Annotated in this window: 19 protein-coding genes and 1 riboswitch; of the genes, 7 read left to right on the forward strand and 12 right to left on the reverse strand. The window is 45.6% G+C overall.

The window, feature by feature from the left end:
- Window positions 1-174: 174 nt before the first annotated feature.
- From hemW to ABJF92_RS04525, 6 genes are all read right to left on the reverse strand, one after another.
- Window positions 175-1,362, reverse strand: coding sequence for a radical SAM family heme chaperone HemW (gene hemW / locus ABJF92_RS04500; protein WP_446814647.1), 1,188 nt, complete (start codon window positions 1,360-1,362; stop codon window positions 175-177).
- A complete protein-coding gene (gene rdgB / locus ABJF92_RS04505; protein WP_446814648.1) occupies window positions 1,359-1,967 on the reverse strand; it encodes an RdgB/HAM1 family non-canonical purine NTP pyrophosphatase in 609 nt (202 codons plus the stop codon). The genes hemW and rdgB overlap by 4 nt, the downstream gene beginning before the upstream one ends.
- An 18-nt stretch (window positions 1,968-1,985) precedes the next feature.
- Window positions 1,986-2,576, reverse strand: coding sequence for a methionine biosynthesis protein MetW (gene metW / locus ABJF92_RS04510; RefSeq protein ID WP_446814649.1), 591 nt, complete (start codon window positions 2,574-2,576; stop codon window positions 1,986-1,988).
- Window positions 2,576-3,748, reverse strand: coding sequence for a homoserine O-succinyltransferase MetX (gene metX / locus ABJF92_RS04515; protein WP_446814650.1), 1,173 nt, complete (start codon window positions 3,746-3,748; stop codon window positions 2,576-2,578). The genes metW and metX overlap by 1 nt, the downstream gene beginning before the upstream one ends.
- Before the next feature lie 150 nt (window positions 3,749-3,898).
- Window positions 3,899-4,504 carry a 16S rRNA (guanine(966)-N(2))-methyltransferase RsmD gene (gene rsmD / locus ABJF92_RS04520; RefSeq protein ID WP_446814651.1) on the reverse strand — a complete coding sequence of 202 codons (606 nt, stop codon included), beginning with the start codon at window positions 4,502-4,504 and terminating at the stop codon, window positions 3,899-3,901.
- On the reverse strand, window positions 4,501-5,793 hold the full coding sequence (locus ABJF92_RS04525; RefSeq protein WP_446814652.1) for an insulinase family protein: 1,293 nt from the start codon (window positions 5,791-5,793) through the stop codon (window positions 4,501-4,503). The genes rsmD and ABJF92_RS04525 overlap by 4 nt, the downstream gene beginning before the upstream one ends.
- A gap of 182 nt (window positions 5,794-5,975) precedes the next feature.
- On the opposite strand from ABJF92_RS04525, the gene ftsY reads away from it, so the two are divergent.
- From ftsY to rpoH, 4 genes are all read left to right on the forward strand, one after another.
- Window positions 5,976-7,256, forward strand: coding sequence for a signal recognition particle-docking protein FtsY (ftsY, locus tag ABJF92_RS04530; RefSeq protein ID WP_446814653.1), 1,281 nt, complete (start codon window positions 5,976-5,978; stop codon window positions 7,254-7,256).
- Window positions 7,257-7,303: 47 nt separating this feature from the next.
- On the forward strand, window positions 7,304-7,975 hold the full coding sequence (gene ftsE / locus ABJF92_RS04535) for a cell division ATP-binding protein FtsE (protein ID WP_446814654.1): 672 nt from the start codon (window positions 7,304-7,306) through the stop codon (window positions 7,973-7,975).
- Window positions 7,975-8,982 carry a permease-like cell division protein FtsX gene (ftsX, locus tag ABJF92_RS04540; RefSeq protein ID WP_446814682.1) on the forward strand — a complete coding sequence of 336 codons (1,008 nt, stop codon included), beginning with the start codon at window positions 7,975-7,977 and terminating at the stop codon, window positions 8,980-8,982. Before ftsE ends, ftsX begins: the two co-directional genes overlap by 1 nt.
- Window positions 8,983-9,110: 128 nt before the next feature.
- Window positions 9,111-9,977, forward strand: a complete 867-nt coding sequence (gene rpoH / locus ABJF92_RS04545; RefSeq protein WP_446814655.1) for an RNA polymerase sigma factor RpoH — start codon at window positions 9,111-9,113, stop codon at window positions 9,975-9,977.
- A 45-nt stretch (window positions 9,978-10,022) separates the two neighbouring features.
- Here the strand turns inward: rpoH and ABJF92_RS04550 are convergent, their stop codons facing one another.
- From ABJF92_RS04550 to metK, 6 genes are all read right to left on the reverse strand, one after another.
- Window positions 10,023-10,880 (reverse strand): energy transducer TonB, encoded by an 858-nt coding sequence (locus ABJF92_RS04550; protein ID WP_446814656.1) that lies wholly within the window; start codon window positions 10,878-10,880, stop codon window positions 10,023-10,025.
- A gap of 5 nt (window positions 10,881-10,885) precedes the next feature.
- Window positions 10,886-11,833, reverse strand: a complete 948-nt coding sequence (gene gshB, locus ABJF92_RS04555; protein ID WP_446814657.1) for a glutathione synthase — start codon at window positions 11,831-11,833, stop codon at window positions 10,886-10,888.
- Window positions 11,834-11,936: 103 nt separating this feature from the next.
- Window positions 11,937-12,545: an OmpA family protein gene (locus tag ABJF92_RS04560; RefSeq protein WP_446814658.1), complete on the reverse strand. Its 609-nt coding sequence runs from the start codon at window positions 12,543-12,545 to the stop codon at window positions 11,937-11,939.
- Between the two features lie 98 nt (window positions 12,546-12,643).
- On the reverse strand, window positions 12,644-14,149 hold the full coding sequence (locus ABJF92_RS04565; RefSeq protein WP_446814659.1) for a TolC family outer membrane protein: 1,506 nt from the start codon (window positions 14,147-14,149) through the stop codon (window positions 12,644-12,646).
- Window positions 14,150-14,276: 127 nt separating this feature from the next.
- Window positions 14,277-15,008, reverse strand: a complete 732-nt coding sequence (locus tag ABJF92_RS04570) for a 16S rRNA (uracil(1498)-N(3))-methyltransferase (protein WP_446814660.1) — start codon at window positions 15,006-15,008, stop codon at window positions 14,277-14,279.
- A 94-nt stretch (window positions 15,009-15,102) separates the two neighbouring features.
- Complete coding sequence (gene metK / locus ABJF92_RS04575) at window positions 15,103-16,266, reverse strand: methionine adenosyltransferase (protein WP_446814661.1); 1,164 nt, start codon at window positions 16,264-16,266, stop codon at window positions 15,103-15,105.
- 77 nt (window positions 16,267-16,343) lie between these two features.
- Window positions 16,344-16,419, reverse strand: a riboswitch (SAM riboswitch).
- Between the two features lie 227 nt (window positions 16,420-16,646).
- On the opposite strand from metK, the gene tkt reads away from it, so the two are divergent.
- From tkt to ABJF92_RS04590, 3 genes are all read left to right on the forward strand, one after another.
- Window positions 16,647-18,647: a transketolase gene (tkt, locus tag ABJF92_RS04580; RefSeq protein ID WP_446814662.1), complete on the forward strand. Its 2,001-nt coding sequence runs from the start codon at window positions 16,647-16,649 to the stop codon at window positions 18,645-18,647.
- Between the two features lie 103 nt (window positions 18,648-18,750).
- Window positions 18,751-19,770, forward strand: coding sequence for a type I glyceraldehyde-3-phosphate dehydrogenase (locus ABJF92_RS04585; RefSeq protein WP_446814663.1), 1,020 nt, complete (start codon window positions 18,751-18,753; stop codon window positions 19,768-19,770).
- A 67-nt stretch (window positions 19,771-19,837) separates the two neighbouring features.
- Window positions 19,838-20,998 carry a phosphoglycerate kinase gene (locus ABJF92_RS04590; protein WP_446814664.1) on the forward strand — a complete coding sequence of 387 codons (1,161 nt, stop codon included), beginning with the start codon at window positions 19,838-19,840 and terminating at the stop codon, window positions 20,996-20,998.
- Window positions 20,999-21,039: the final 41 nt, after the last annotated feature.

Consider the following 21,039-nt stretch of genomic DNA (forward strand, 5'->3'; position numbering starts at 1 on the left):
CGCTTTTAAGCAAAATGTTTTACGTTATAGGGTTATTTTTGAAGTAGATACAGATGCTATCGTTAGAGTTACTCAGACAAGAGGCTAAGCGAGCTAGCCTCTATGGATGTAATAAGGCGCGAATATTGACAGTAATTTAGTTAGATGTCAAATCATCGTCAGGAAAGAGGGTGTTCAGGGCAGGAAAAGTTCAAGCAATTCGTTGAGGAAAAGTTTCCCTTTTTCTGTCGTCTGAATGCGTTGCTTTTGCCAGGCGGTAGCGTCGAGTAAACCTCGGCTTAAGGCAATAATACAGGCATCTATCAGAGATTTAGGCACTTTTTGATAGCAATATTGCTCATATTCATGCAAATCAAAGGTTTCAAACAAGCGTAGGCGATTCATCATAAATTCCAGCGGTAAGTCTTCATTGGTTATCGCATCCTTGGTGATGAGGGCTTGGGCTATGTTGTTCAGATAATGGTTTGGGTGACGAGTCTTTCGAGTTCGAAATATTTGTCCATCCTGCAATGTGATCTTGCCATGGGCTCCTGCCCCTATGCCGAGATAATCTCCAAAGCGCCAATAATTTAAATTGTGTGCCGCTTGGTGCTGCGCTTTGGCGTTAGCCGAAACCTCGTACTGTCTATAACCGTTCGCTGCGAGTAGCTCTTGGCCTTTGTCTTGGATACCCCAAAGGGTGTTATCTTCTGGCAAGCTTGGCGGACGGCGATAAAACTCGGTATTTGGCTCAATGGTTAATTGATACCAAGATAAATGTTCAGGATTAAGGTCGATGGCTAAGGATAAGTCTTTCATGGCCATGTCTAGACTTTGATCTGGTAAACCATGCATCAAATCGAGGTTGATATTGTCAAAGCCTGCCATACGGGACTTATCCACAGCATGGATGGCTTCTTCACGGTTGTGGATTCTTCCTAGGGTTTTCAACAGCTTTGGCTGAAAACTTTGAATGCCGATCGAGAGTCGATTAATACCTGCTTGGCGGAAATGGCGGAATTTCTCTTGCTCGAAGGTACCTGGATTGGCTTCCATGGTGATTTCAGCGTTCTCCACCCAAGTGAGTTTTTCCTGTAAGGCAGCCATCAAACGATAGTAGAAATCTTCACTCATTAAGCTCGGTGTGCCACCACCAATAAAGGCCGTTTCGATAGGGCGACCCGCTACATACGGTAAGTCTGCGTCCAAGTCAGCTAGCAATTGCTGTAAGTAGGCTTCTTCAGGCAATTTGCCATCGTTACCAAAACGGTCTGCTTGGTGAGAGTTAAAGTCACAGTACGGGCATTTTTTCACACACCAAGGCAGGTGAATATACAGACTGAGCGGTGGCAGAGAAGGGCTTGCTGGTAAGGATGTACTCATAAAGTAAGGTTTGCTTGAGCAAAGGTTTCGGCCAGTTGTTTTAGTGCCTTGGCACGATGACTGATCTGGTTCTTAATTTCTTTTGGTAAGCTGGCGGCGCTACAGCCACATTCAGGTACGTAAAACACAGGGTCATAACCGAAACCTTCAGCGCCTTCTAGCGTGTCTAGTATGCGGCCTTCCCAAACGCCATGGAAAATTAGTGGCGTAGCATCATCTTTATGGCGCAAATAAGCCAACACACAATGAAAACGGGCGGTGCGCTCGAGTTCTGGTACCCCTTGCATTTTTTCCAGTAACAGGCGGTTATTGGCGTCGTTATCCCCATGGTGACCAGCAAATCGGGCTGAGTAAATACCCGGAGCGCCGTTAAGGTAATCCACTTCGATTCCTGAGTCATCAGCCAGTGCTGGTAATCCAGTGCTAGCGCAGGCGTGACGGGCCTTTAAGATAGCGTTTTCAATAAAACTCAAGCCTGTTTCGTCAGCTTCACTGACCGCAAATTCACTTTGGGGTTTGACCTGCCAACCCATGTCAGCCAATAGGACGTTGAACTCTTTAATTTTACCGGCGTTATTGCTGGCCAGAACGATCGTTTTATTCACCTTAGTTCCTTTTATGGGTTAGCGGCTAACATGGAAGATTGCGGTTTCACTGAATAGGTTTGGCATGGCACGTATCCACCAATGGTCTTTCAGGTGTCCATCTACGGCGGCCCAACGCATGATTTTGATGCCTTTCTCTTGGCATAAGCGTTCAAAGTCGTTGAAGGTACAAAAGTGAATGTTAGGCGTGTCATACCAGTTATAAGGTAGAAACTCGGAAACCGGCATGTGGCCTTTAATGCCCAGATGAATACGGTTACGCCAATGGCCAAAGTTCGGGAAAGTAATAATGCATTCTTTACCTATGCGTAGCATTTCGTCGAGCAATAGGTCTGGTCGGCGAAATTGCTGAAGAGCATGGGTCATAACAACAAGATCAAAACTTTGGTCACCAAAGTTTTCCAAGCCTTCATCAATGTTTTGGTCTAGGACTGGGATACCTTTTTCAATACAAAGATTGAGATTTTCTGGATCAATCTCTAAGCCATAGCCCTGCACTTCTTTATTACCAATAAGGTGTTCTAGTAGTTCACCAGGTCCACAACCTAGATCAAGAACACGGCTTTTGGGTTGAATCCACTCATTGAGCAGTTCTAAATCGGTACGCATTATTCTGTAGGCTCCTTCAGTAGTGGTTTACCTATGCGTGTCAAAAAGCTTCGCAGGGCATTCATATAACGAGGAATAGGGAAAAGGAAAGCATCGTGACCTTCGTCGGCGACGATTTTAGCGTATGAAACATGCTTACCAGCTTTGACGAGAGCATCGACGATTTCTTCACTGCGTTCTGGAGCAAAGCGCCAGTCGGTCGAGAAGGAAACTAATAGGAATTCACATTGAGCGTTACTTAATACTGCTGCAAGGTCCCCATCCGCTGCGGCGGCTGGGTCAAAATAGTCCAGCGCCTTGGTCATTAGCATGTAGGTGTTTGCATCAAAGCGTTTGGTAAAGGCTTCCCCTTGGTAGCGCAAATAGCTCTCTACTTCAAACTCAATACCATAGTTGTATTGGTAGTGATCATGGCGCATTTGGCGACCAAATTTCGCTCCCATGGCATCATCTGATAAATAGGTGATGTGCCCTAGCATGCGTGCCAAGCCGAGACCATTGGTCGGCACGGTTTGCTTGTCTAGATATTGGCCGTCAAAAAAATCTGGGTCGCGACGAATGGATTGTCTGGCGACTTCATTAAAGGCGATGTTTTGTGTCGACAGCTTAGGCGCGGAAGCAATAATTACGGCGGCTTTTAAGCGATCAGGGAAGCGAATGCTCCACTCTAATACTTGCATGCCTCCTAGACTGCCACCGACGATCGCGGCAAAGGTTTGAATGCCCAGTTTATCCGCAAGGCGGGCTTGGCTTTCTACCCAATCTTCGACGGTTAACAGAGGGAATTCTGCCCCCCATGCTTTTTGCGTGTCGGGGTTAATGCTGACAGGCCCAGTTGAACCGCAACAGCCCCCTAAATTGTTAAGGCTGATCACAAAAAACTTGTTGGTATCGATGGCTTTGCCCGGACCAATGGCTGAATCCCACCAGCCAGGTTTTTTGTCTGCTATGCCTTCTTCATTGGCATGGTAGCCCGCCGCATGATGGTCGCCACTGAGTGCATGGCAAATAAGGATAGCGTTGCTGGCGGCTTGATTCAGAGTGCCGTAGGTTTCATAAATCAATTGGTAAGACGATAAGCTCTGTCCACAGGCGAGTGCCAGAGGCGTATCAAAGTGCGCAATCTGTGGCGTTACAATGCCAACGGAGTCGACAGGAAGAGTGTCCGACATAGGTTTTGACTGTCCTAGTGAAAGTAATCGAATTCCCAGCTGGAAGAACGGGAAGATTTATGCAAAATTAATCTTTTACAGTCTAGCGTTTGCGCTCTCTACCATCAAGGGATAGGCGCAGAAAGCCTCGTATTATGAGGCTCTCGGGGACTATTGATGACCTGCTTGAGTGACTTCAAATAAACGGTAGACCAATTGCCCTGCCGTCTTCTCTTTGCTCAGCTGCCAGTGGCTGGGTAACTCTGGCAAACTGGCTTCTTTCTCCATCTCGATATAGACCAAAGCTCTTGGTGCTAACCAGCCTCTTTCGAGCAAAGGAATGATCTGTCCCAGCCAGCCTTTTCGAAAAGGTGGGTCAAGGAATACTATGTCTAAGGCTTGCGGTGTGGCGGTTTCCAAAAATTGAGCTGAATTTTGTTGAACGACCTGAGCGTTCTTTGCGTTTAAGGTGCTGAGATTTTCCTGCATCTGTCGGGTAACTTGCTTGGAATTGTCGACAAATGTTAATTGTTTCGCCCCTCTAGACAAAGCTTCTAAGCCTAGCGCGCCAGAGCCACAGAAGAAATCGCCACAACAAGCCCCCGGTACATAATGATTGATCCAGTTAAACAGTGTTTCACGCACCCTATCTGGTGTGGGGCGTAAGCCTTCTATGTTCGGAATGGGTAACTGGCGGGAGCGCCACTCACCAGAAATAATGCGCAACTTTGAAGGTTTGGTTTTCCCGCTGGGTTTGGCGTTGGTCTGTTTTTTCATTGATAAACCTGAATTTCTTGGTAGGAAGAAGGCGCAAATAGGCTTTCTAGTCGTTCTTTATAATTGCCTCGAGTTAAGTTATCAATGGTGTCTGGTAACTGGTCGGCAAAGGCTTGTAAGTCGAATGGGCCTTGAGGTTGTACTACTTGAGTGGCGATATGGTTCCACCAAGTGGGCGACAGGGCTTGGCTGGTGACTTGCTGCTTAAAGGTATCAAACAGCTCGTTAAATTTGGTTTGGTCATTCACTGAGGGCAGGTTTTCAAGCTGTACAAAACTGGCAGCATTAAGTTCGCCAGCTGTCGTTTCTTCATCAGAGACTAATACCGCCTGCCGGTATTGTATGTTCCACCATGCCCAAGGTTGTTGTGGTGTTAGGCTTAGATTGAGTTGTACAAAGTTCATGCTGGGCTCTTGGTTGAACTGTCTTACTAGATCACCACCCCAAAGTTGTAAGCTCACCCAATCTTGTGTGCTGCTTAAGGGTTGGAGAGCCAGAGCGCTGTTAGTTTGCCAAAGCTGTCCGTTACCCAGTTGCTCTGTATGATGCTCTTGTAAAGCAACGGATTGATAAGATGCTTCAGGCAACTGGAAACCTTGGGTGATCTGATTTAGGTGGTTTTGTATTTGTGTTAAAGCGTGATCACCCAATGGGCCGACTACACTGATCGCGACTAGGTTTTGTTTAAGTGTTTGGTAATAATCGTGCACTTGAGACAGAGAAATTATGTCATCGGTATGGGCAGCTTCGGTTTTAAAAAGCGCCTTGGTTAAGGCCATTTGCGTGCTAAGCTCGAGTGGTGTGCGTTGCTGTTTGTTGGCGAATGTACGTTGTTTAAAGCTCGGCTCAGACAACCATTGTTGTACAAAGTTTAGAGTCGGTTCTAAGTATTGGCTTTCATTACTGAAGGTCAGCCCAAGTATTTGACGCTCACTGTCGAAATTAGCGCTGGCTTTTGCTGCCAAAGGGGAAAGTCTTTGGTTAATTGTCGCGGTGCTTAGAGGCAATGAATCACTCATCAGCATCGCCAAAGTGAGGTGTGTGAGTTGGGCGGAGTCACTAGGGGCTTGGAAGATAAAGCTTAACTCAAGTTTATTACCTTCTTGCCATTGAGAGGTGGTGAGCCAAGTGACGGGAATGCCTGATTCAGTGTGCCATTGGGCAATAGAAGGAGTCGGCAATTGCTGGCTTGGCGCGGTAAGATTAAGCACCCAAATACCTAGGGTAGAAAGCAGCATAATAGCGGCCAGAACGGGTCGACTAAAAAGCGGTTTTGATTGTTCAGGCATAATGAACCTTGATCTGGTGTGGATTTTGGGCTTTTTCCATGAAACTAAGCCTGTTTGCGAATAGGAATGATGATAAAATCACCATTTTAACGCCAATACCCATGACGAATCATACTTGGTAGGTTAGATCATAACATTTCACCTATGTATTCGGCATTAATCTATTTTAAGAGATCAATTTAATGGAATTTGTTCAGCAACTAATTACTTTCTTAACGCCCTACCTTGGCGAATATGCACGTTATGCACCGATCGCCATTGGCTTATCCTTATCTTTAACGGCGATAGTGATACGTCGTCGCTTTCACCGTAAAATGGCTATAGAAAAACAGAAGGCCAGAGAAAAGGCTACAGCTGCACTAGAAGCTGAAAAAGCCAACGACATTGAGTCTGTTCAAGAAGGTTCCTCGCAAGTTGTTGAACCCATAGATGCATCAACTGATGTGCCGGTTGTGGCCGAAACTCCAGAGGCCGTTGAGCCGGAAACCGTTAAAGACGTTGAAGAAGAGATTACGCCGCCACAAGCTGAAGAAAAACCGTCTCTTTCTTGGGCGCAACGCATTAAGTCTGGTTTATCGAAAACACGTAGTGGTTTGGGGAGTGGATTGGCTTCTATTGTGGTCGGTAGCAAAAAAATCGACGACGACCTCATGGAAGAGCTGGAAACACAATTGCTTATGGCCGATGTAGGGCTAGATGCTACGCAAGCATTAATGCAAAGTGTGACGGACAAACTGAACCGTAAAGAACTCAAAGACTCCAACGCACTGTTGGCGAGTTTAAAGGCTGATATGGGTGATATTCTTGCCAATTCCCAACAAGAACTTGTGCCTGTTAACAAAGAAGGACCGTTTGTAATCTTGATGGTTGGGGTAAATGGTGTTGGTAAAACCACCACCATTGGTAAATTGGCGAAGAAATATCAGGCTCAAGGCCAAAGTGTTATGTTGGCTGCGGGGGATACCTTTCGTGCGGCAGCGGTTGAGCAGTTACAAGTGTGGGGTGAGCGAAACAATGTACCTGTTGTGGCGCAACACACTGGTGCAGATTCTGCCTCGGTTATCTACGATGCCATCGAATCCGCGAAAGCTCGTGGTATTGATGTGGTGATTGCTGATACAGCAGGCCGTTTGCAAAACAAAGCGAACCTGATGAATGAGCTGTCAAAAGTGGTGCGTGTGATGCAAAAGCTTGATGTACATGCGCCTCATGAAGTAATGCTAGTATTGGATGCTGGGACAGGACAGAATGCTTTAAGCCAAGCAAAACTTTTCTCGGAAGCAGTAGGGGTGAGCGGCATTACCTTGACGAAACTAGACGGCACCGCGAAAGGGGGGATTATTTTTGCGATCGCTAAACAGTTTTCACTTCCTATCCGCTATATCGGTGTGGGTGAACAAGCAGATGATCTACGACCTTTCGTCGCGCAAGAATTTGTCGATGCCTTGTTTGATAGCGAATAATGATCAATCAATAAATATGGTTAAGTAAATAAGGAAGCTTTACAAGCGTGGAAATTGAATTTCAGCGGGTTGGAAAAAGGTACGAAAGTGGTCAGGACGCTTTGTCGCAGGTGAGTTTTCACTTGCGACAGGGGGACATGGCTTTTCTTACTGGGCATTCAGGGGCCGGTAAAAGTACCTTGATGAAGCTTATGATGATGATTGAGCGCCAGACATCAGGACAGATTTTAGTGGATGGGGTGGACTTAAGAACCTTAAGTCGCCGCGCGATTCCACAGCATCGTCGTCGTGTGGGTGTGGTTTTTCAAAATCACCAGTTGTTATTTGATCGCAGCGTTTTTCATAATGTTGCCTTACCTTTGCAAGTGAGTGGTGCAGACCCTCAACAAATAGCGAAGCGTGTTCGTGCAGCATTGGACAAAGTCGGCCTTTTGGGCAAAGAAAAGTTTAACCCTATGGCACTATCCGGTGGTGAGCAGCAACGTATTGGCATTGCTCGCGCTGTGGTAAATAAGCCGCAATTGCTGTTAGCAGATGAGCCAACGGGTAACCTAGATCCTAGGTTATCCGCCGAGATCATGAATCTATTCCAAGAATTTAATCGCGTTGGTGTGACTGTATTGGTCGCCAGCCACGACCTTGCGTTGGTGGCTAGAATGCGCCATCGAGTGTTGACCCTGAATCAAGGTCGAATGGTGAATGATGGAGGTTTTGCTTGATGCCGCAAAAACCGAATCAGCGTGGGGCTACCCGCGATGCCGTAAAGACCACTAAGCATCAGTGGTCAAAGCATTCTTCTTTCAACATTAAGAAATACCTCTTACAGCATCAGGCAACGCTTACCGAAAGTTTCGTGCGTCTGTTAGGTTATCCATTGGCCAGTTTGATGACAGTGATGGTGATTGCCATTGCTTTGTCTCTGCCAGGTGGTTTGTATGTATTGTTGAAGAACGTCCAGTCTGTGACGGATCAGTGGGAGCAACAGTCGGTTATTACCTTGTATTTGTTTCCGCAACTTGAAGACACCCAAGCCTTGGCGTTATCCCATCGTATTTCTGCACAAGCCGATGTGGCCAATGTTGAGTACATATCCAAGGAAGAGGGGTTACGCTATTTCGAACAGGAAAGTGGCTACGAGCAAATTTTGTCGTCTCTGCCTGAAAACCCTCTACCTATTGTGTTACGAGTGATTCCTAAGCAAGAGGTGAATCTAGAGTCTCTGCAGAGTTTGCAATTGCTGAGAGATAACTTAGCGAGCGAGAATGAAGTAGAAAGAGCGGACCTCGATGCACAATGGTTACAACGTCTTGCCAATATCTTAAGCTTCGGTCAGCGCTTTGTGTATGTTTTATCCACTTTGCTGGTGGTTGCTGTGCTACTAATTGTGGGGAACACCATTCGTATGGCGGTTGAAAGCCGACGTAATGAAGTGCTCGTGATGAAGCTTGTGGGGGCAACCGATGCGTACATTAGAAGGCCATTTTTGTACATGGGCTTTTGGTTTGGTGTGTTAGGTGGTTTATTCGCAAGCCTTTGTATTTTAATGGTTAGTTGGTGGGTTAGTGCGCCAGCTGAACGCCTCATTGATCTGTATCAAAGCGGATTTGAGTTGCAGTCTTTCAATGTGGATGAGATCGTTTTATGCTTAGTCATTAGCGCGATGGTGGGTGTTTTCGGGGCTTGGATTGCTGTGAATCGCCACATCACTAATATTGAGTTAGAATAAAGCGCTACGGACAACGGAGAAGCAAAATAATAGTCATGCTTTCTCCACATTTATGTCCTATACAAATTGAATTAAGTTGATAGTATTTTGTCATACACAGTATGAACAACTACAAGGTGGAAATAGAGATGAGTAAAGCTCTTCAGCCTACGGATATTATGATTCCAGGCCAAAATCTAGAATCTTACATGCAAGCCGTTAGCAGAATTCCTATTTTGACAGCGGAAGAAGAAAAAGCGCTGGCAGAACGTCTATATTACAAAGAAGACCTTGAGGCCGCGCGTACCCTAGTTATGTCGCACCTAAGATTTGTTGCACATATTGCAAAAAGTTATTCAGGCTACGGCTTGGCTCAGGGTGATTTGATCCAAGAAGGCAATGTCGGTTTGATGAAGGCGGTAAAACGTTTTAACCCTGAAGTGGGCGTACGTTTGGTGTCTTTCGCGGTACATTGGATTAAAGCCGAAATTCATGAATTCATTCTGAAAAACTGGCGTATCGTGAAAGTTGCGACGACAAAAGCTCAGCGCAAAATGTTTTTTAATCTTCGTAGTGCAAAGAAAACATTGTCTTGGTTTAGCAATGACGAAGTCGAGTCTGTGGCGAGCGATCTTGGTGTGACACCAGAAGTTGTCCGTCAAATGGAAGGCCGTTTAAGCTCCTCTGATATGGCATTTGATGCCTCGGCAGATGACGATGATGAAAGTGCCTTCCAAGCACCGTCCCAATATCTTGAAGACCATAGCTATGACCCTGCAATGTTGCTTGAGAATGGTAATTGGGCAGCGGATTCTAATCAACGCCTTGAAGAGGCTATGGCAGATCTAGATGAGCGTAGCCGTAATATCCTAGTACAACGTTGGTTGTCGGATGGTAAGTCTACTTTGCATGAGCTGGCAGATGAATACGGCGTTTCTGCTGAACGTATACGTCAGTTAGAGAAGAATGCGATGAAAAAGATTCGTATTGCTATGGGTGATGGTCAATTTGACTAAGACTTAAGCCAATACCTAAGAAGGTCTTCAAAATGAAGGCCTTTTTTATTGGCTCTGTAATTGGTTTCCTGGCGTAAAGCGCCAAGTTCGAATGATTTCTAGTTGGTCGACTTCTGCTTTTAATTCCACTGGGAAAGCTTGAAAAGGCTCTGCCAGACGTACGATACGCATAGCCGCATCGTCTAACACTCTAATGCCAGAAGTTTGCAGCACTTCTATGTCATCAACATAGCCTGTGGGTAAAATACTGACCGCTAATCTTAATTCACCGTATAAATGGCTACGTTTTGCTTCAATAGGGTAATGGATGTTACCAATGCGCTCGATTTTTCGTCGCCATTCGTCTAGGTATTGGGCATCTATCGCCGCTTTTGCAGACACAGATGTTAAGCGACGAATGCGCGGGCGTTTGGCGTAAGCTTGTCTTTGTTGATCTAGCAAAGCTTCCAGTGTGGCAATGTCGCTGGATAGGTGGCTGGGAATTTGAGTCTCTCCTGAAAACTGCTCTTCTAGAGTCTTCGCCTGCTGGTCTGGTTCTTCCAGCACTTCAAACTTTGCTTCTTGGTGGCTTGATAGTAAGGGCTGTTCTTCAATAGGCTTAGAAGAGGCCAATTGTGGTTGTACTGGTGGCGTAATATCTTGGATATTATCGGATAAAAACTTAGCCGTTTCTGAGGTGGTGAGCTTTTGCTTATGAAGCTCCGTGCCGCTGCCTTGTTGATTTGCTTGGGCGATGAAATCTGCTTCTTTCGGAGGCTTCGAGACATGCTGAACAAGCGTGATTTCAAGCGTTTTAGGCTTGGCTGGGGCGCTGAGAAAATCAAAGCTCACAATCATTACCATCAGCACATGAAAGCTAATGGCAATGAAAAGAGCGATGGAAAATCGATCAATAACGCGCATCTAGGCTACTGCAGTTTCGACTCGATGGCCTCTATGAGTGTCATGGCAATGTTAAGACCAAACTGATTGTCTAACTCACGTACACAAGTTGGGCTGGTGACGTTAATTTCGGTCAGATAATCCCCAATCACATCTAGGCCAACGAACATAAGGCCCTTTTCTTTCAATGAAGGAATGATCTGCTCACAAATCCAACGGTCGCGCTCGCTTAACTCTCTGCCTTCACCACGGCCACCTGCGGCAAGATTGCCTCGGGTTTCACCTGAAGCTGGAATGCGTGCTAATGCATAAGGCACAGGCTCACCATTAACCACTAGGATACGCTTGTCTCCTTGTTTGATCTCAGGGATAAACTTTTGCGCCATGATCTGCTCTGCACCCATATTGGTTAAGGTTTCAATAATCACGCTAACGTTTGAGTCATCGGCTTTCAAGCGGAAAATAGAGCTACCACCCATACCATCTAAAGGTTTGAAGATAACGTCGCCATGTTCTTGGTGAAAAGCTTTTAATAGGTCTGCACGACGGGTCACAAGAACTGGAGGGCAGCACTGTGGAAATTGCGTCGCAAAAAGTTTTTCGTTGCAGTCACGTAAGCTTTTTGGATCGTTTACGACCATTGCACCATCACGTTCCGCTTGTTCAAGAATCATTGTGCTGTAGACAAATTCACTGTCGAATGGAGGGTCTTTGCGCATCAGGATAACGTCAAGATCACCCAGGGCAATTCTGCTTTCTTCGCCTAGGTCATAAAAATGCTCAGGGTCTTTATAAACACTTAAGGGACGGGCCATAGCGTGAGCTTTGCCATGGTCAAGAAAGAGGTCTTTTTGTTCCATATAAGTAAGCTCCCAGCCTTTCTCAGCGGCCGCCCATAACATGGCAAGGGAAGTGTCTTTCTTGTAATTAATGGAGGTAATGGGGTCCATTACGATGCCAAGTTTGATTGTCATAAAACGATTCCCTCTGTGTCATATTCGAATAATAGCTATGCTACATAAATATGGGGGCAGAGGGAAAAAAAACTAGTGAAGGATAGGGGCTGGAAGCAAATAATTACTCACCTGCATAGATATCCCAACGTTTCACATCATATCGAGCTCTTGAAAAGACTTCAGCCATCACACGACGGTTTCTAGAGCGTCCTTCAGCAGAGGTGTTATCTGCAATAGGTTGCTCTTCGCCATAACCCTTGAACGTCACACGAGCTGAGTCAACTTGGAAGTAGGAGGTTAATACTTTTGCTACCGCTTCTGCGCGCTCAAGAGAAAGTTCTTTGTTGTAGACATCGTTACCGACATCGTCTGTGTGCCCCTCAATATGGGCTTTGGTGTTCGGATGAACTCTAAGAAAATCGGCAATTTTTTGGATTTCCTGATAGTAATCTCGCTTTACATCATATTTTCCTGTTTCGAATAAAATCGCCAGCTCAACGGACAGTAAAAGTTTACTGTCTATTGTGCAGCCATAAATATCGATAGCCGAGTCACTTATTGGTGTATTTTGGCAGCGATCACGGATGTTAATGACGCCATCTCTATCATCGTCGTGCAGTTGTTCTTGAATATGCCCTTGTTCAAGGAAAACTTCGGAAGCTTGTACAGGTTGGATTATTAACATTGTCACGGAAAGCGCGCAGGCTAATAAATAGAAAGGTGTGTTCATCAAGTATCTGACTCCCTGTCATGTTCTTGTTGATAAGTAGCTCTGACACCATAGCTTCATTCATTTGAGACTATGGTGTCAGTGATTAAATTAAAGCACTACCAAGACCCCGTATTATCATCGGCCTCAAGGAAAAGCTCATCTTCTAATGAATCTGTTTGGTCCGTGCGTTGTACAGGAGTAGGAGAAGAGGGTACAGTTTGTACTTGTTTCTTCACTTCTTGTTCAACAGATCTGAGCTCTTGCGTCGCAGAGGTCTTTTCAGGCGGGTGGTCGTAGTCAAAGTCGTCATTAAAGCCGAGCAATTGTGGACGATAAATGCGGAATGCGCGCATTAGCTCACCCTTAGCGTTAAATAAACGAAACTCAGAGAAAAGTTGGTCGTAATCCGCATTCACATAGTCTTGGCGTGCTTGGAAAAGCTCGTTCTCACTGTCGAGTACATCAAGCAGTGTTCGACGACCTAAGCGGAATTGTTTTTCATAAGCAATTTGAGACTCTTTCGTCGAAATAACGTATTGACGGATATGTTCTTTTTGCCCAACGGTTGCCTCATAGGCAGCCCATGCTAGACGAACAGTTAGCTCTGTATCTCTAATGGTGTTGCGGCGAATTTCGGAAGCTTGGACATTCTGCTGAACAGCTACTTCTTTTTGTCGCTTTTGATTACCACCGCTGTAAATGTCATAACTTAAACGGAACATAGCCAATAGGTCTTCACTTGGACCTTCATCCCCGTCTAGGTTGTTATCCCATGAACGTTCTAAAGCAAAGTTGATATCTGGGTATAAGCTGGAGTCCGAGATTTTCTTAAAGCTTTCTGTTGCGCGAACATCCCATTTAGCACCTTCAATTGCTGGATTTTTGGCGAGAGCTTGTTTAATTGCCACGTCTAAGCTGTCAGGGATAAGGTCTTTATCCGGAACAGGATAAATTAAATCTTCAGGTGGTAGCTGACCCACAACATTTAAGTAGTTACTTTCGGCATCACGCAAGTTATTGATAGCAGCAAGGTTATTCGCATGAGCTTTGGCTAAACGCGCGGTGATTTGACTTAAATCGGATTGACGGCCGATACCAGTATCACTCTTCAGCTTAATTTGCCCGTAGATACGAGTGTGGGTTTCAAGGTTTAGATCTGCTAATGCCACTAGCTCACGATAGCGCAAGATGTTGGCATAAGCTTGGGCGACTTCAAGAGCCGTATTTTCCACAGCAATCAAAGCGTTCCATCGCTCTGCTTCTGCTTCATTACTAAGACGCTCAATTTCATACTTTGTTGAAAAGCCGTCAAAGATTGGTTGGTTAAGAGCAAGGGTTAGCTCTCGACGAGTCAGACTGACATCACTACTTGTTGAGGAGTCTCCGTAAGTTGTCTCGCGTCCAATCCCTGCCGAAAGGTTGATGTTTGGATAGTAGCCTGAATGACGAGATATCTCACCGTCTTCGGTGATTTCGCGATATCGAGCGATGGCTTGTCTAACTTCAGGGTTACTTTCTATAGCGATATAGGTTGCTTCTTCCAAGGTTATCGCATTGACCAAACTGGAAGACAGTGCCGTACTCAAGCAAACAGCACTGGTGAGAATGATTTTATAGAACATAAGCTACTTATTCCTTTTGTGTTCGCTGCTATATGAAAACATTGTAACAAGGAATATATCGCAATTACCTTACGGATTGTTGCAAATTTCCTTTTAAAATGTGTGTTTGTTGTAAACACACAAAAAGCTAGAGATCTCCCCATAGTAGGTTTAATACACCTAAGGCGATCACTGGCGCCGTTTCTGTACGCAGCACTCTAGGACCAAGCGCAATAGGGTTAAAGTTATGATTTATAGAAGATTTTACTTCATCTTCGGTTAAACCACCTTCTGGTCCAATTAACAAACTAATGTGATTATTGGTAGGACAATTAAAATTTTTAAGAGGTTTTGCGCTGTGATGGTGCAGCGTAAACTTTAACAAATCACTACATTCAGCGACCCATGTATCAAGTGCTATAGGCGGATAGACTTTCGGCACTATACCGCGCCCAGACTGCTCTGCGGCACTGATAGCAATTTGTTGCCAATGATTTAGGCGCTTCTCAATGCGGCTGTCGTTGAGCTTTACTTCACAGCGTTCGCTGAATAAGGGTTGTATCGCATAGACACCTGCTTCTACAGATTTTTGTATGGCGTAATCCATGCGCTCCCCTCGAGATAAGGTTTGGCCTATGGTGACTTTTAGAGGAGATTCGTTATGCAGTGGTTCGAATTCGGTAATGTCGGCTTTGGCTTGACGCTTTTCGACTTCAACTAGAGTTGCATGATATTGCCCTCCTTGGCCATTAAATAATCGAATAGGATGGCCGGTTTTAAGGCGAAGCACCTTACATAGATGTTGAAAAGTGGTGTCGGGTAAGGCGAAACGGGTGTTTTCCTTTAACTCGGCGTCTACATAAACTCTTGGTATACGCATGCTCTACTCTGCTGCTGTGGTCATAAATTGAATAAAAAAAGCCCTCTCTAAAACATGTCTTAGAGAGGGCTTGTTATAGCTTAAAAAGCGCTACTTATAAACCTGCTGCTTTACGCAATAGGTCAGCTTTATCCGTTTTTTCCCAGGTGAAGTTGTCACCGGTACGGCCAAAGTGACCGTACGCCGCTGTTGGCAAGTAGATTGGGCGTTTTAGATCTAACATCTTGATTAGGCCTGCTGGACGCAGTTCGAAGTGGTCACGAACTAGATCGACGATTTGTGCATCACTAATCTTGCCAGTGCCAAAGGTATTAATGCTGATAGATGTCGGCTCAGCGACACCGATAGCGTAAGACACTTGGATTTCACATTTATCTGCAAGGCCTGCTGAGACAATGTTCTTGGCAACGTAACGACCAGCGTAGGCAGCAGAACGGTCAACCTTGGATGGGTCTTTACCAGAGAAAGCACCGCCACCATGGCGAGCCATGCCACCGTATGTATCGACAATAATCTTACGACCTGTTAAACCACAGTCGCCAACAGGGCCACCGATAATAAATTGGCCAGTAGGATTAATGAAGAACTTGGTTTGAGCTGAAAGCCATTCTTCTGGCAATACTGGCTTAATAATTTCTTCCATAACGGCTTCGCGCAAATCGGATTGCTTCACGTTAGCGCTATGTTGTGTAGAAAGAACGACTGCATCAATCGCACAAGGCTTGCCATTTTCATCGTAGCGAAACGTTACTTGGCTTTTTGCGTCTGGGCGCAAGAAGTCTAGAGTGCCATTTTTACGAACTTCTGCTTGGCGCTGAACAAGACGATGAGCATAGGTCACAGGGGCAGGCATCAAGACATCGGTCTCATTGGTGGCAAAGCCAAACATTAGGCCTTGGTCGCCGGCACCAAGCTCTTTTTCGTTAGCTTCATCAACACCCACTGCAATATCTGCAGACTGTTTGCCGATGGCGTTCATTACCGCACAGGACTCCCAGTCAAAGCCCATGTCTGAGCTGTTATAACCAATCTCTTTTACAACGTTGCGAGTAATCTCTTCAATGTCCACCCACGCATTTGTGCGTACTTCACCTGCTACCAATACCATGCCCGTTTTTACTAGGGTCTCACAGGCCACGCGGGCTTGAGGATCTTCCGTTAAAATAGCATCAAGGATGGCGTCAGACACTTGGTCTGCAATTTTATCTGGATGGCCTTCAGAAACAGATTCTGAAGTAAATAATGAATAATCTGACATGTAATTAGTGCCTCTATCAAAATGATGGATAAGCGCTAAAAAGGTATAAAAAAACCCGCTTAGCAATCGGTACAGCTAAACAGGCGTCGTGCTTCTGTTTAGCTGATTTTATATAGCGTCCGCAAGCCGAAACAAATCGACGCTGTTAAGGTCGAGAATAATGCATGAAAAATGTCTAATTATCAACCTAAGGGGTGGATATAAGAGAGCAAAGCGGTTTCTTTTTTGCTAGGATTGGAATCATTCTAATGCAGTTTCATTTTTCATTGCTCTAATCTGGGGCGTAATCGCAGAGCTTAACCGTCTGCACGCTAGACATTGCTCTATGGCGTGGAAAGTGGATCTCTATTGTTCATTAAGCTACTAGGAGTGGAATAATAATGCCGTCTCGTAAACAACTCGCTAATGCTATACGCGCTTTAAGTATGGATGCTGTTCAGAAAGCCAAATCAGGCCATCCTGGTGCGCCTATGGGTATGGCTGATATAGCTGAAGTTTTGTGGAACGACTTTCTAAAGCACAACCCTAACAATTCTAAATGGGCGGATCGTGACCGTTTTGTACTGTCTAACGGCCATGGCTCTATGCTGATCTACTCACTACTACACTTATCAGGTTATGCACTACCGATCGAAGAGCTTAAACAGTTCCGTCAATTACACTCCAAAACACCAGGTCATCCGGAATATGGCTACACAGACGGTGTAGAAACAACGACAGGTCCTTTGGGTGCTGGTATTAGTAATGCGGTTGGTATGGCGATCGCTGAAAAAACTTTGGCGGCCCAGTTTAACCGTGAAGGCCACACAGTGGTTGATCACAATACTTACTGTTTCTTAGGTGACGGCTGTTTGATGGAAGGTATCTCCCATGAAGCGTGTTCCTTAGCGGGCACTTTAGGCTTAGGTAAGTTGGTGGCTTTCTGGGACGACAACGGCATTTCCATTGATGGTCATGTAGAAGGTTGGTTCACAGACAACACACCACAGCGTTTTGAATCTTACGGCTGGCACGTTATTGCTGACGTTGATGGCCATGATCCAGAAGCCATCAAAGCCGCTATTGAAGCAGCGAAAGCGGAAACCAGCAAACCAACATTGATTTGCTGTAAAACTATTATCGGCTTTGGTTCTCCTAACAAGTCTGGTAGCCATGACTGTCACGGTGCACCACTAGGCGAAGAAGAAATCGCTGCCGCTCGTGAATTCTTGGGTTGGGAACATGCACCATTTGAAATTCCTGCCGATGTTTACGCAGGCTGGGATGCGAAAGCTGCAGGTGACGACCACGAAGCTAAGTGGAACGAAACCCTTGCCGCTTATAAAGCTGCTTATCCTGAATTGGCCGCAGAATTTGAACGTCGTGTCTTGAACGGTGAGCTACCCGCTGACTTTGCAGCGAAAGCACAAGCTTACATTGAAGAATGCCAAGCGAAAGGCGAAAACATAGCCAGCCGTAAAGCATCACAAAATGCTATCGGCTTCTTCGGCGCTATGTTGCCAGAGTTACTAGGTGGTTCTGCTGACTTGGCAGGTTCAAACCTAACGCTTTGGTCTGGCTCTAAAGGCATTCAAGAAGATCCAGCAGGTAACTACGTTTACTACGGTGTACGTGAATTTGGCATGAGCGGCATCATGAACGGTGCTTCTTTGCATGGCGGCTTCATCAACTACGGTGCGACTTTCATGATGTTTATGGAATACGCACGTAATGCGGTACGTATGTCTGCCTTAATGGGAATTCAAAATATCTTTGTTTACACCCATGACTCGATTGGTCAAGGTGAAGACGGCCCAACTCACCAACCTGTTGAACAGCTTGCTAACTTGCGCATGACACCAAATATGGCGGTATGGCGTCCGTGTGATGCGACAGAAACAGCGGTGGCTTGGAAAGCGTCTATTGAGCGTCGTGATGGGCCAACTTCATTGATATTTTCACGCCAAGGCTTACCTGCTCAAGCTCGTTCAGCGGATCAATTAGCGGCTATTCAGAAGGGTGGGTACGTGCTACAAGATTGTGCCGGTACACCAGATTTAATCTTGATTGCCACCGGTTCAGAAGTTGCACTAGCGGTTGAATCTGCTGCAACGCTTACGGCAAAAGGCAAAAACGTTCGTGTGGTTTCTATGCCATCAACGACTGTTTTTGATGCTCAAGATGCCGCTTACAAAACGTCTGTATTGCCTGCTTCTGTGACGAAACGCGTTGCCATTGAAGCCGCTCACGTAGATTTTTGGGCTAAATATGTTGGTTTTGAAGGCGCTACGGTTGGCATGACGACATTTGGTGAATCTGCTCCTGGTGGTGATCTACTGAAGCACTTTGGCTTCACGGTAGAGAATGTTGTGGCAACTGCAGAGAAAGTACTGACTGCATAATTGATTACGGCACTCAATTGCAAATGGGGGCGCCTGCAAAGGCACCCCATTTTTGTGTTTTATAATAGAGGATTATTCCTCATGAATGCGATGAAGTAGGGCTATGTTGCGAGTCGCGATAAATGGTTATGGCCGAATCGGTCGTTCGGTGTTACGAGCTTTGTATGAAAATGGCTATCGTGAGCAAATGCAGGTGGTCGCGATTAATGAGCTTGCTGATATCGACACAATCAGCTACCTAACCCGCTATGACACCACTCATGGTCGTTTCCCTAAACAAATTTCAACTTCTGCGAACAGCTTGTTGGTAGAAGACGATGAAATACTGTGTTTCGCTTGTGAAAAACCAGAAGACATTCCTTGGTCAGGTCTGGCTATCGATATGATTCTCGAATGCTCCGGCAGCTTTGCGGATAGAGAAGGGGCGCAAGCCTATTTAACCACGGGTATTCCACGTATTTTGCTCTCTCAGCCAGCGGATGCGGAAGTGGATGCCACTATTGTTTATGGTTTTAATCACCCCGAAGTGAGTGTTGACCACAGTATTGTGTCGGCCGCTTCATGCACCACGAATTGCCTACTGCCAGTATTGGATACGATAAAGCGGTTCGCAGGTATTGAGCACGGTACGACTCAAACCATTCACTCTGCAATGAATGATCAGCCAATCATTGATGGTTATCACACGAAAGATCTGCGTTTAACTCGGGCGGCCTTGAGCTCTATTATTCCAGTCGATACGGGGTTGGCGAAAGGGATTAACCGCATGATGCCCGAGTTGAATGGCAAAATGGCCTGTAATGCCGTGCGTGTACCCACATTGAATGTCTCTGTTATTGATTTGGTGTTGCGCACGGAGCGTGATGTGACTGAGGCTGAGATCAATGCCCAGCTGTTACGCGCAACTCAAGGGAAATATGCAGGTTTAATAGGGTATACACAAGAAGCTCATGCATCGGTTGATTTCAACCATGATTCTCGATCTGTGATAGTGGACGGCTCGCAAACGAAAGTGGTTGATGGGCGCTTAGTTAAGTTATTGTGTTGGTTTGATAATGAATGGGCTTATGCCAATCGCATGTTAGATGTGGCGAGATATTGGGCGACCTTGATCGAAAAGTAAGAAGGTTGTGTGAAGCACAAGAAGATTTAAATTTTACTGTTTAAGCTTAAATGATGAGGGTATCGAAATGACTGTAATTAATATGACGGATCTGGATTTAGCAAACAAGCGTGTACTGATCCGTGAAGATTTGAATGTGCCAGTAAAAGATGGACAAGTTACCAGTGATGCACGTATTCGTGCAGCGTTACCAACGATCAAACTGGCCCTAGAAGCTGGTGCCAAAGTCATGGTTATGTCTCACCTAGGTCGCCCAACGGAAGGTGAGTACGACGAACAGTATTCTCTTAAGCCTGTGGCGGATCATTTGTCTACGCTACTTGGTCAAGATGTACCATTAGTCAAAGATTGGCTAGACGGTGTTGAAGTGGCTGCGGGTCAGGTTGTTCTTGTTGAAAACGTGCGCTTTAACGTCGGCGAGAAGAAAGACGATGAAGCACTCTCGAAAAAAATGGCAGCTTTGTGTGACATTTATGTCATGGATGCTTTTGGTACAGCGCACCGTGCTCAGGCATCGACTCATGGTGTGGGTAAATTTGCTCCTGTGGCCTGTGCAGGTCCTTTGTTGGCCGCCGAGTTAGAAGCACTTGGAAAGGCACTAGACAATCCTGCGCGTCCGTTAGTAGCGGTGGTTGGTGGCTCAAAAGTATCAACCAAACTGACGGTGTTAGAGTCTTTGTCAAAAGTTTGCGACCAGTTGATTGTCGGTGGCGGGATTTCTAACACCTTTGTGGCGGCAAGAGGTTACAACGTAGGTCAGTCTTTACATGAAAAAGACTTAATCCCTCAAGCACAAAAGCTAATGGCAGATCTTGATATTCCAGCGGTGACCGATGTTCGTGTGGGAACTGAGTTCTCTGACACTGCTGTTGCAACGGTCAAGCCTGTTGATCAGGTGGCGGACAATGAAGAAATTATGGACCTTGGTCCTGATTCTGCTCAAGCCTTAGCGGAAATCTTGAAAAGCGCAAAAACGATTCTTTGGAATGGTCCTTGTGGTGTATTTGAGTTTGATAACTTCTCTAAAGGAACGGAAGTGGTTGCACAAGCCATTGCACAAAGTGATGCTTTCTCAGTTGCGGGTGGTGGCGATACGCTAGCGGCGATTGATAAATATGGTTTAGCAGACCAAATTTCTTATATTTCTACTGGTGGTGGCGCCTTTTTGGAATTTGTTGAAGGAAAAGTACTACCAGCTGTTGCGATGTTGGAATCCCGCGCGTCATAATAGCGTATAAAGAATGACGTTAGATCATTCCACATAATAAT

This window comes from Marinomonas sp. (assembly GCF_039940335.1).
Taxonomy (GTDB): Bacteria; Pseudomonadota; Gammaproteobacteria; order Pseudomonadales; family Marinomonadaceae; genus Marinomonas.

Bases quoted from the DNA above. Each gene is read 5' to 3' on its own strand.
- hemW (WP_446814647.1), bottom strand. From the start codon at position 1,362: ATGAGTACATCCTTACCAGCAAGCCCTTCTCTGCCACCGCTCAGTCTG.
- metW (WP_446814649.1), bottom strand. From the start codon at position 2,576: ATGCGTACCGATTTAGAACTGCTCAATGAGTGGATTCAACCCAAAAGC.
- metX (WP_446814650.1), bottom strand. From the start codon at position 3,748: ATGTCGGACACTCTTCCTGTCGACTCCGTTGGCATTGTAACGCCACAG.
- rsmD (WP_446814651.1), bottom strand. From the start codon at position 4,504: ATGAAAAAACAGACCAACGCCAAACCCAGCGGGAAAACCAAACCTTCA.
- ABJF92_RS04525 (WP_446814652.1), bottom strand. From the start codon at position 5,793: ATGCCTGAACAATCAAAACCGCTTTTTAGTCGACCCGTTCTGGCCGCT.
- ftsY (WP_446814653.1), top strand. From the start codon at position 5,976: ATGGAATTTGTTCAGCAACTAATTACTTTCTTAACGCCCTACCTTGGC.
- ftsX (WP_446814682.1), top strand. From the start codon at position 7,975: ATGCCGCAAAAACCGAATCAGCGTGGGGCTACCCGCGATGCCGTAAAG.
- rpoH (WP_446814655.1), top strand. From the start codon at position 9,111: ATGAGTAAAGCTCTTCAGCCTACGGATATTATGATTCCAGGCCAAAAT.
- ABJF92_RS04550 (WP_446814656.1), bottom strand. From the start codon at position 10,880: ATGCGCGTTATTGATCGATTTTCCATCGCTCTTTTCATTGCCATTAGC.
- gshB (WP_446814657.1), bottom strand. From the start codon at position 11,833: ATGACAATCAAACTTGGCATCGTAATGGACCCCATTACCTCCATTAAT.
- ABJF92_RS04560 (WP_446814658.1), bottom strand. From the start codon at position 12,545: ATGAACACACCTTTCTATTTATTAGCCTGCGCGCTTTCCGTGACAATG.
- ABJF92_RS04565 (WP_446814659.1), bottom strand. From the start codon at position 14,149: ATGTTCTATAAAATCATTCTCACCAGTGCTGTTTGCTTGAGTACGGCA.
- ABJF92_RS04570 (WP_446814660.1), bottom strand. From the start codon at position 15,008: ATGCGTATACCAAGAGTTTATGTAGACGCCGAGTTAAAGGAAAACACC.
- metK (WP_446814661.1), bottom strand. From the start codon at position 16,266: ATGTCAGATTATTCATTATTTACTTCAGAATCTGTTTCTGAAGGCCAT.
- tkt (WP_446814662.1), top strand. From the start codon at position 16,647: ATGCCGTCTCGTAAACAACTCGCTAATGCTATACGCGCTTTAAGTATG.
- ABJF92_RS04585 (WP_446814663.1), top strand. From the start codon at position 18,751: ATGTTGCGAGTCGCGATAAATGGTTATGGCCGAATCGGTCGTTCGGTG.
- ABJF92_RS04590 (WP_446814664.1), top strand. From the start codon at position 19,838: ATGACTGTAATTAATATGACGGATCTGGATTTAGCAAACAAGCGTGTA.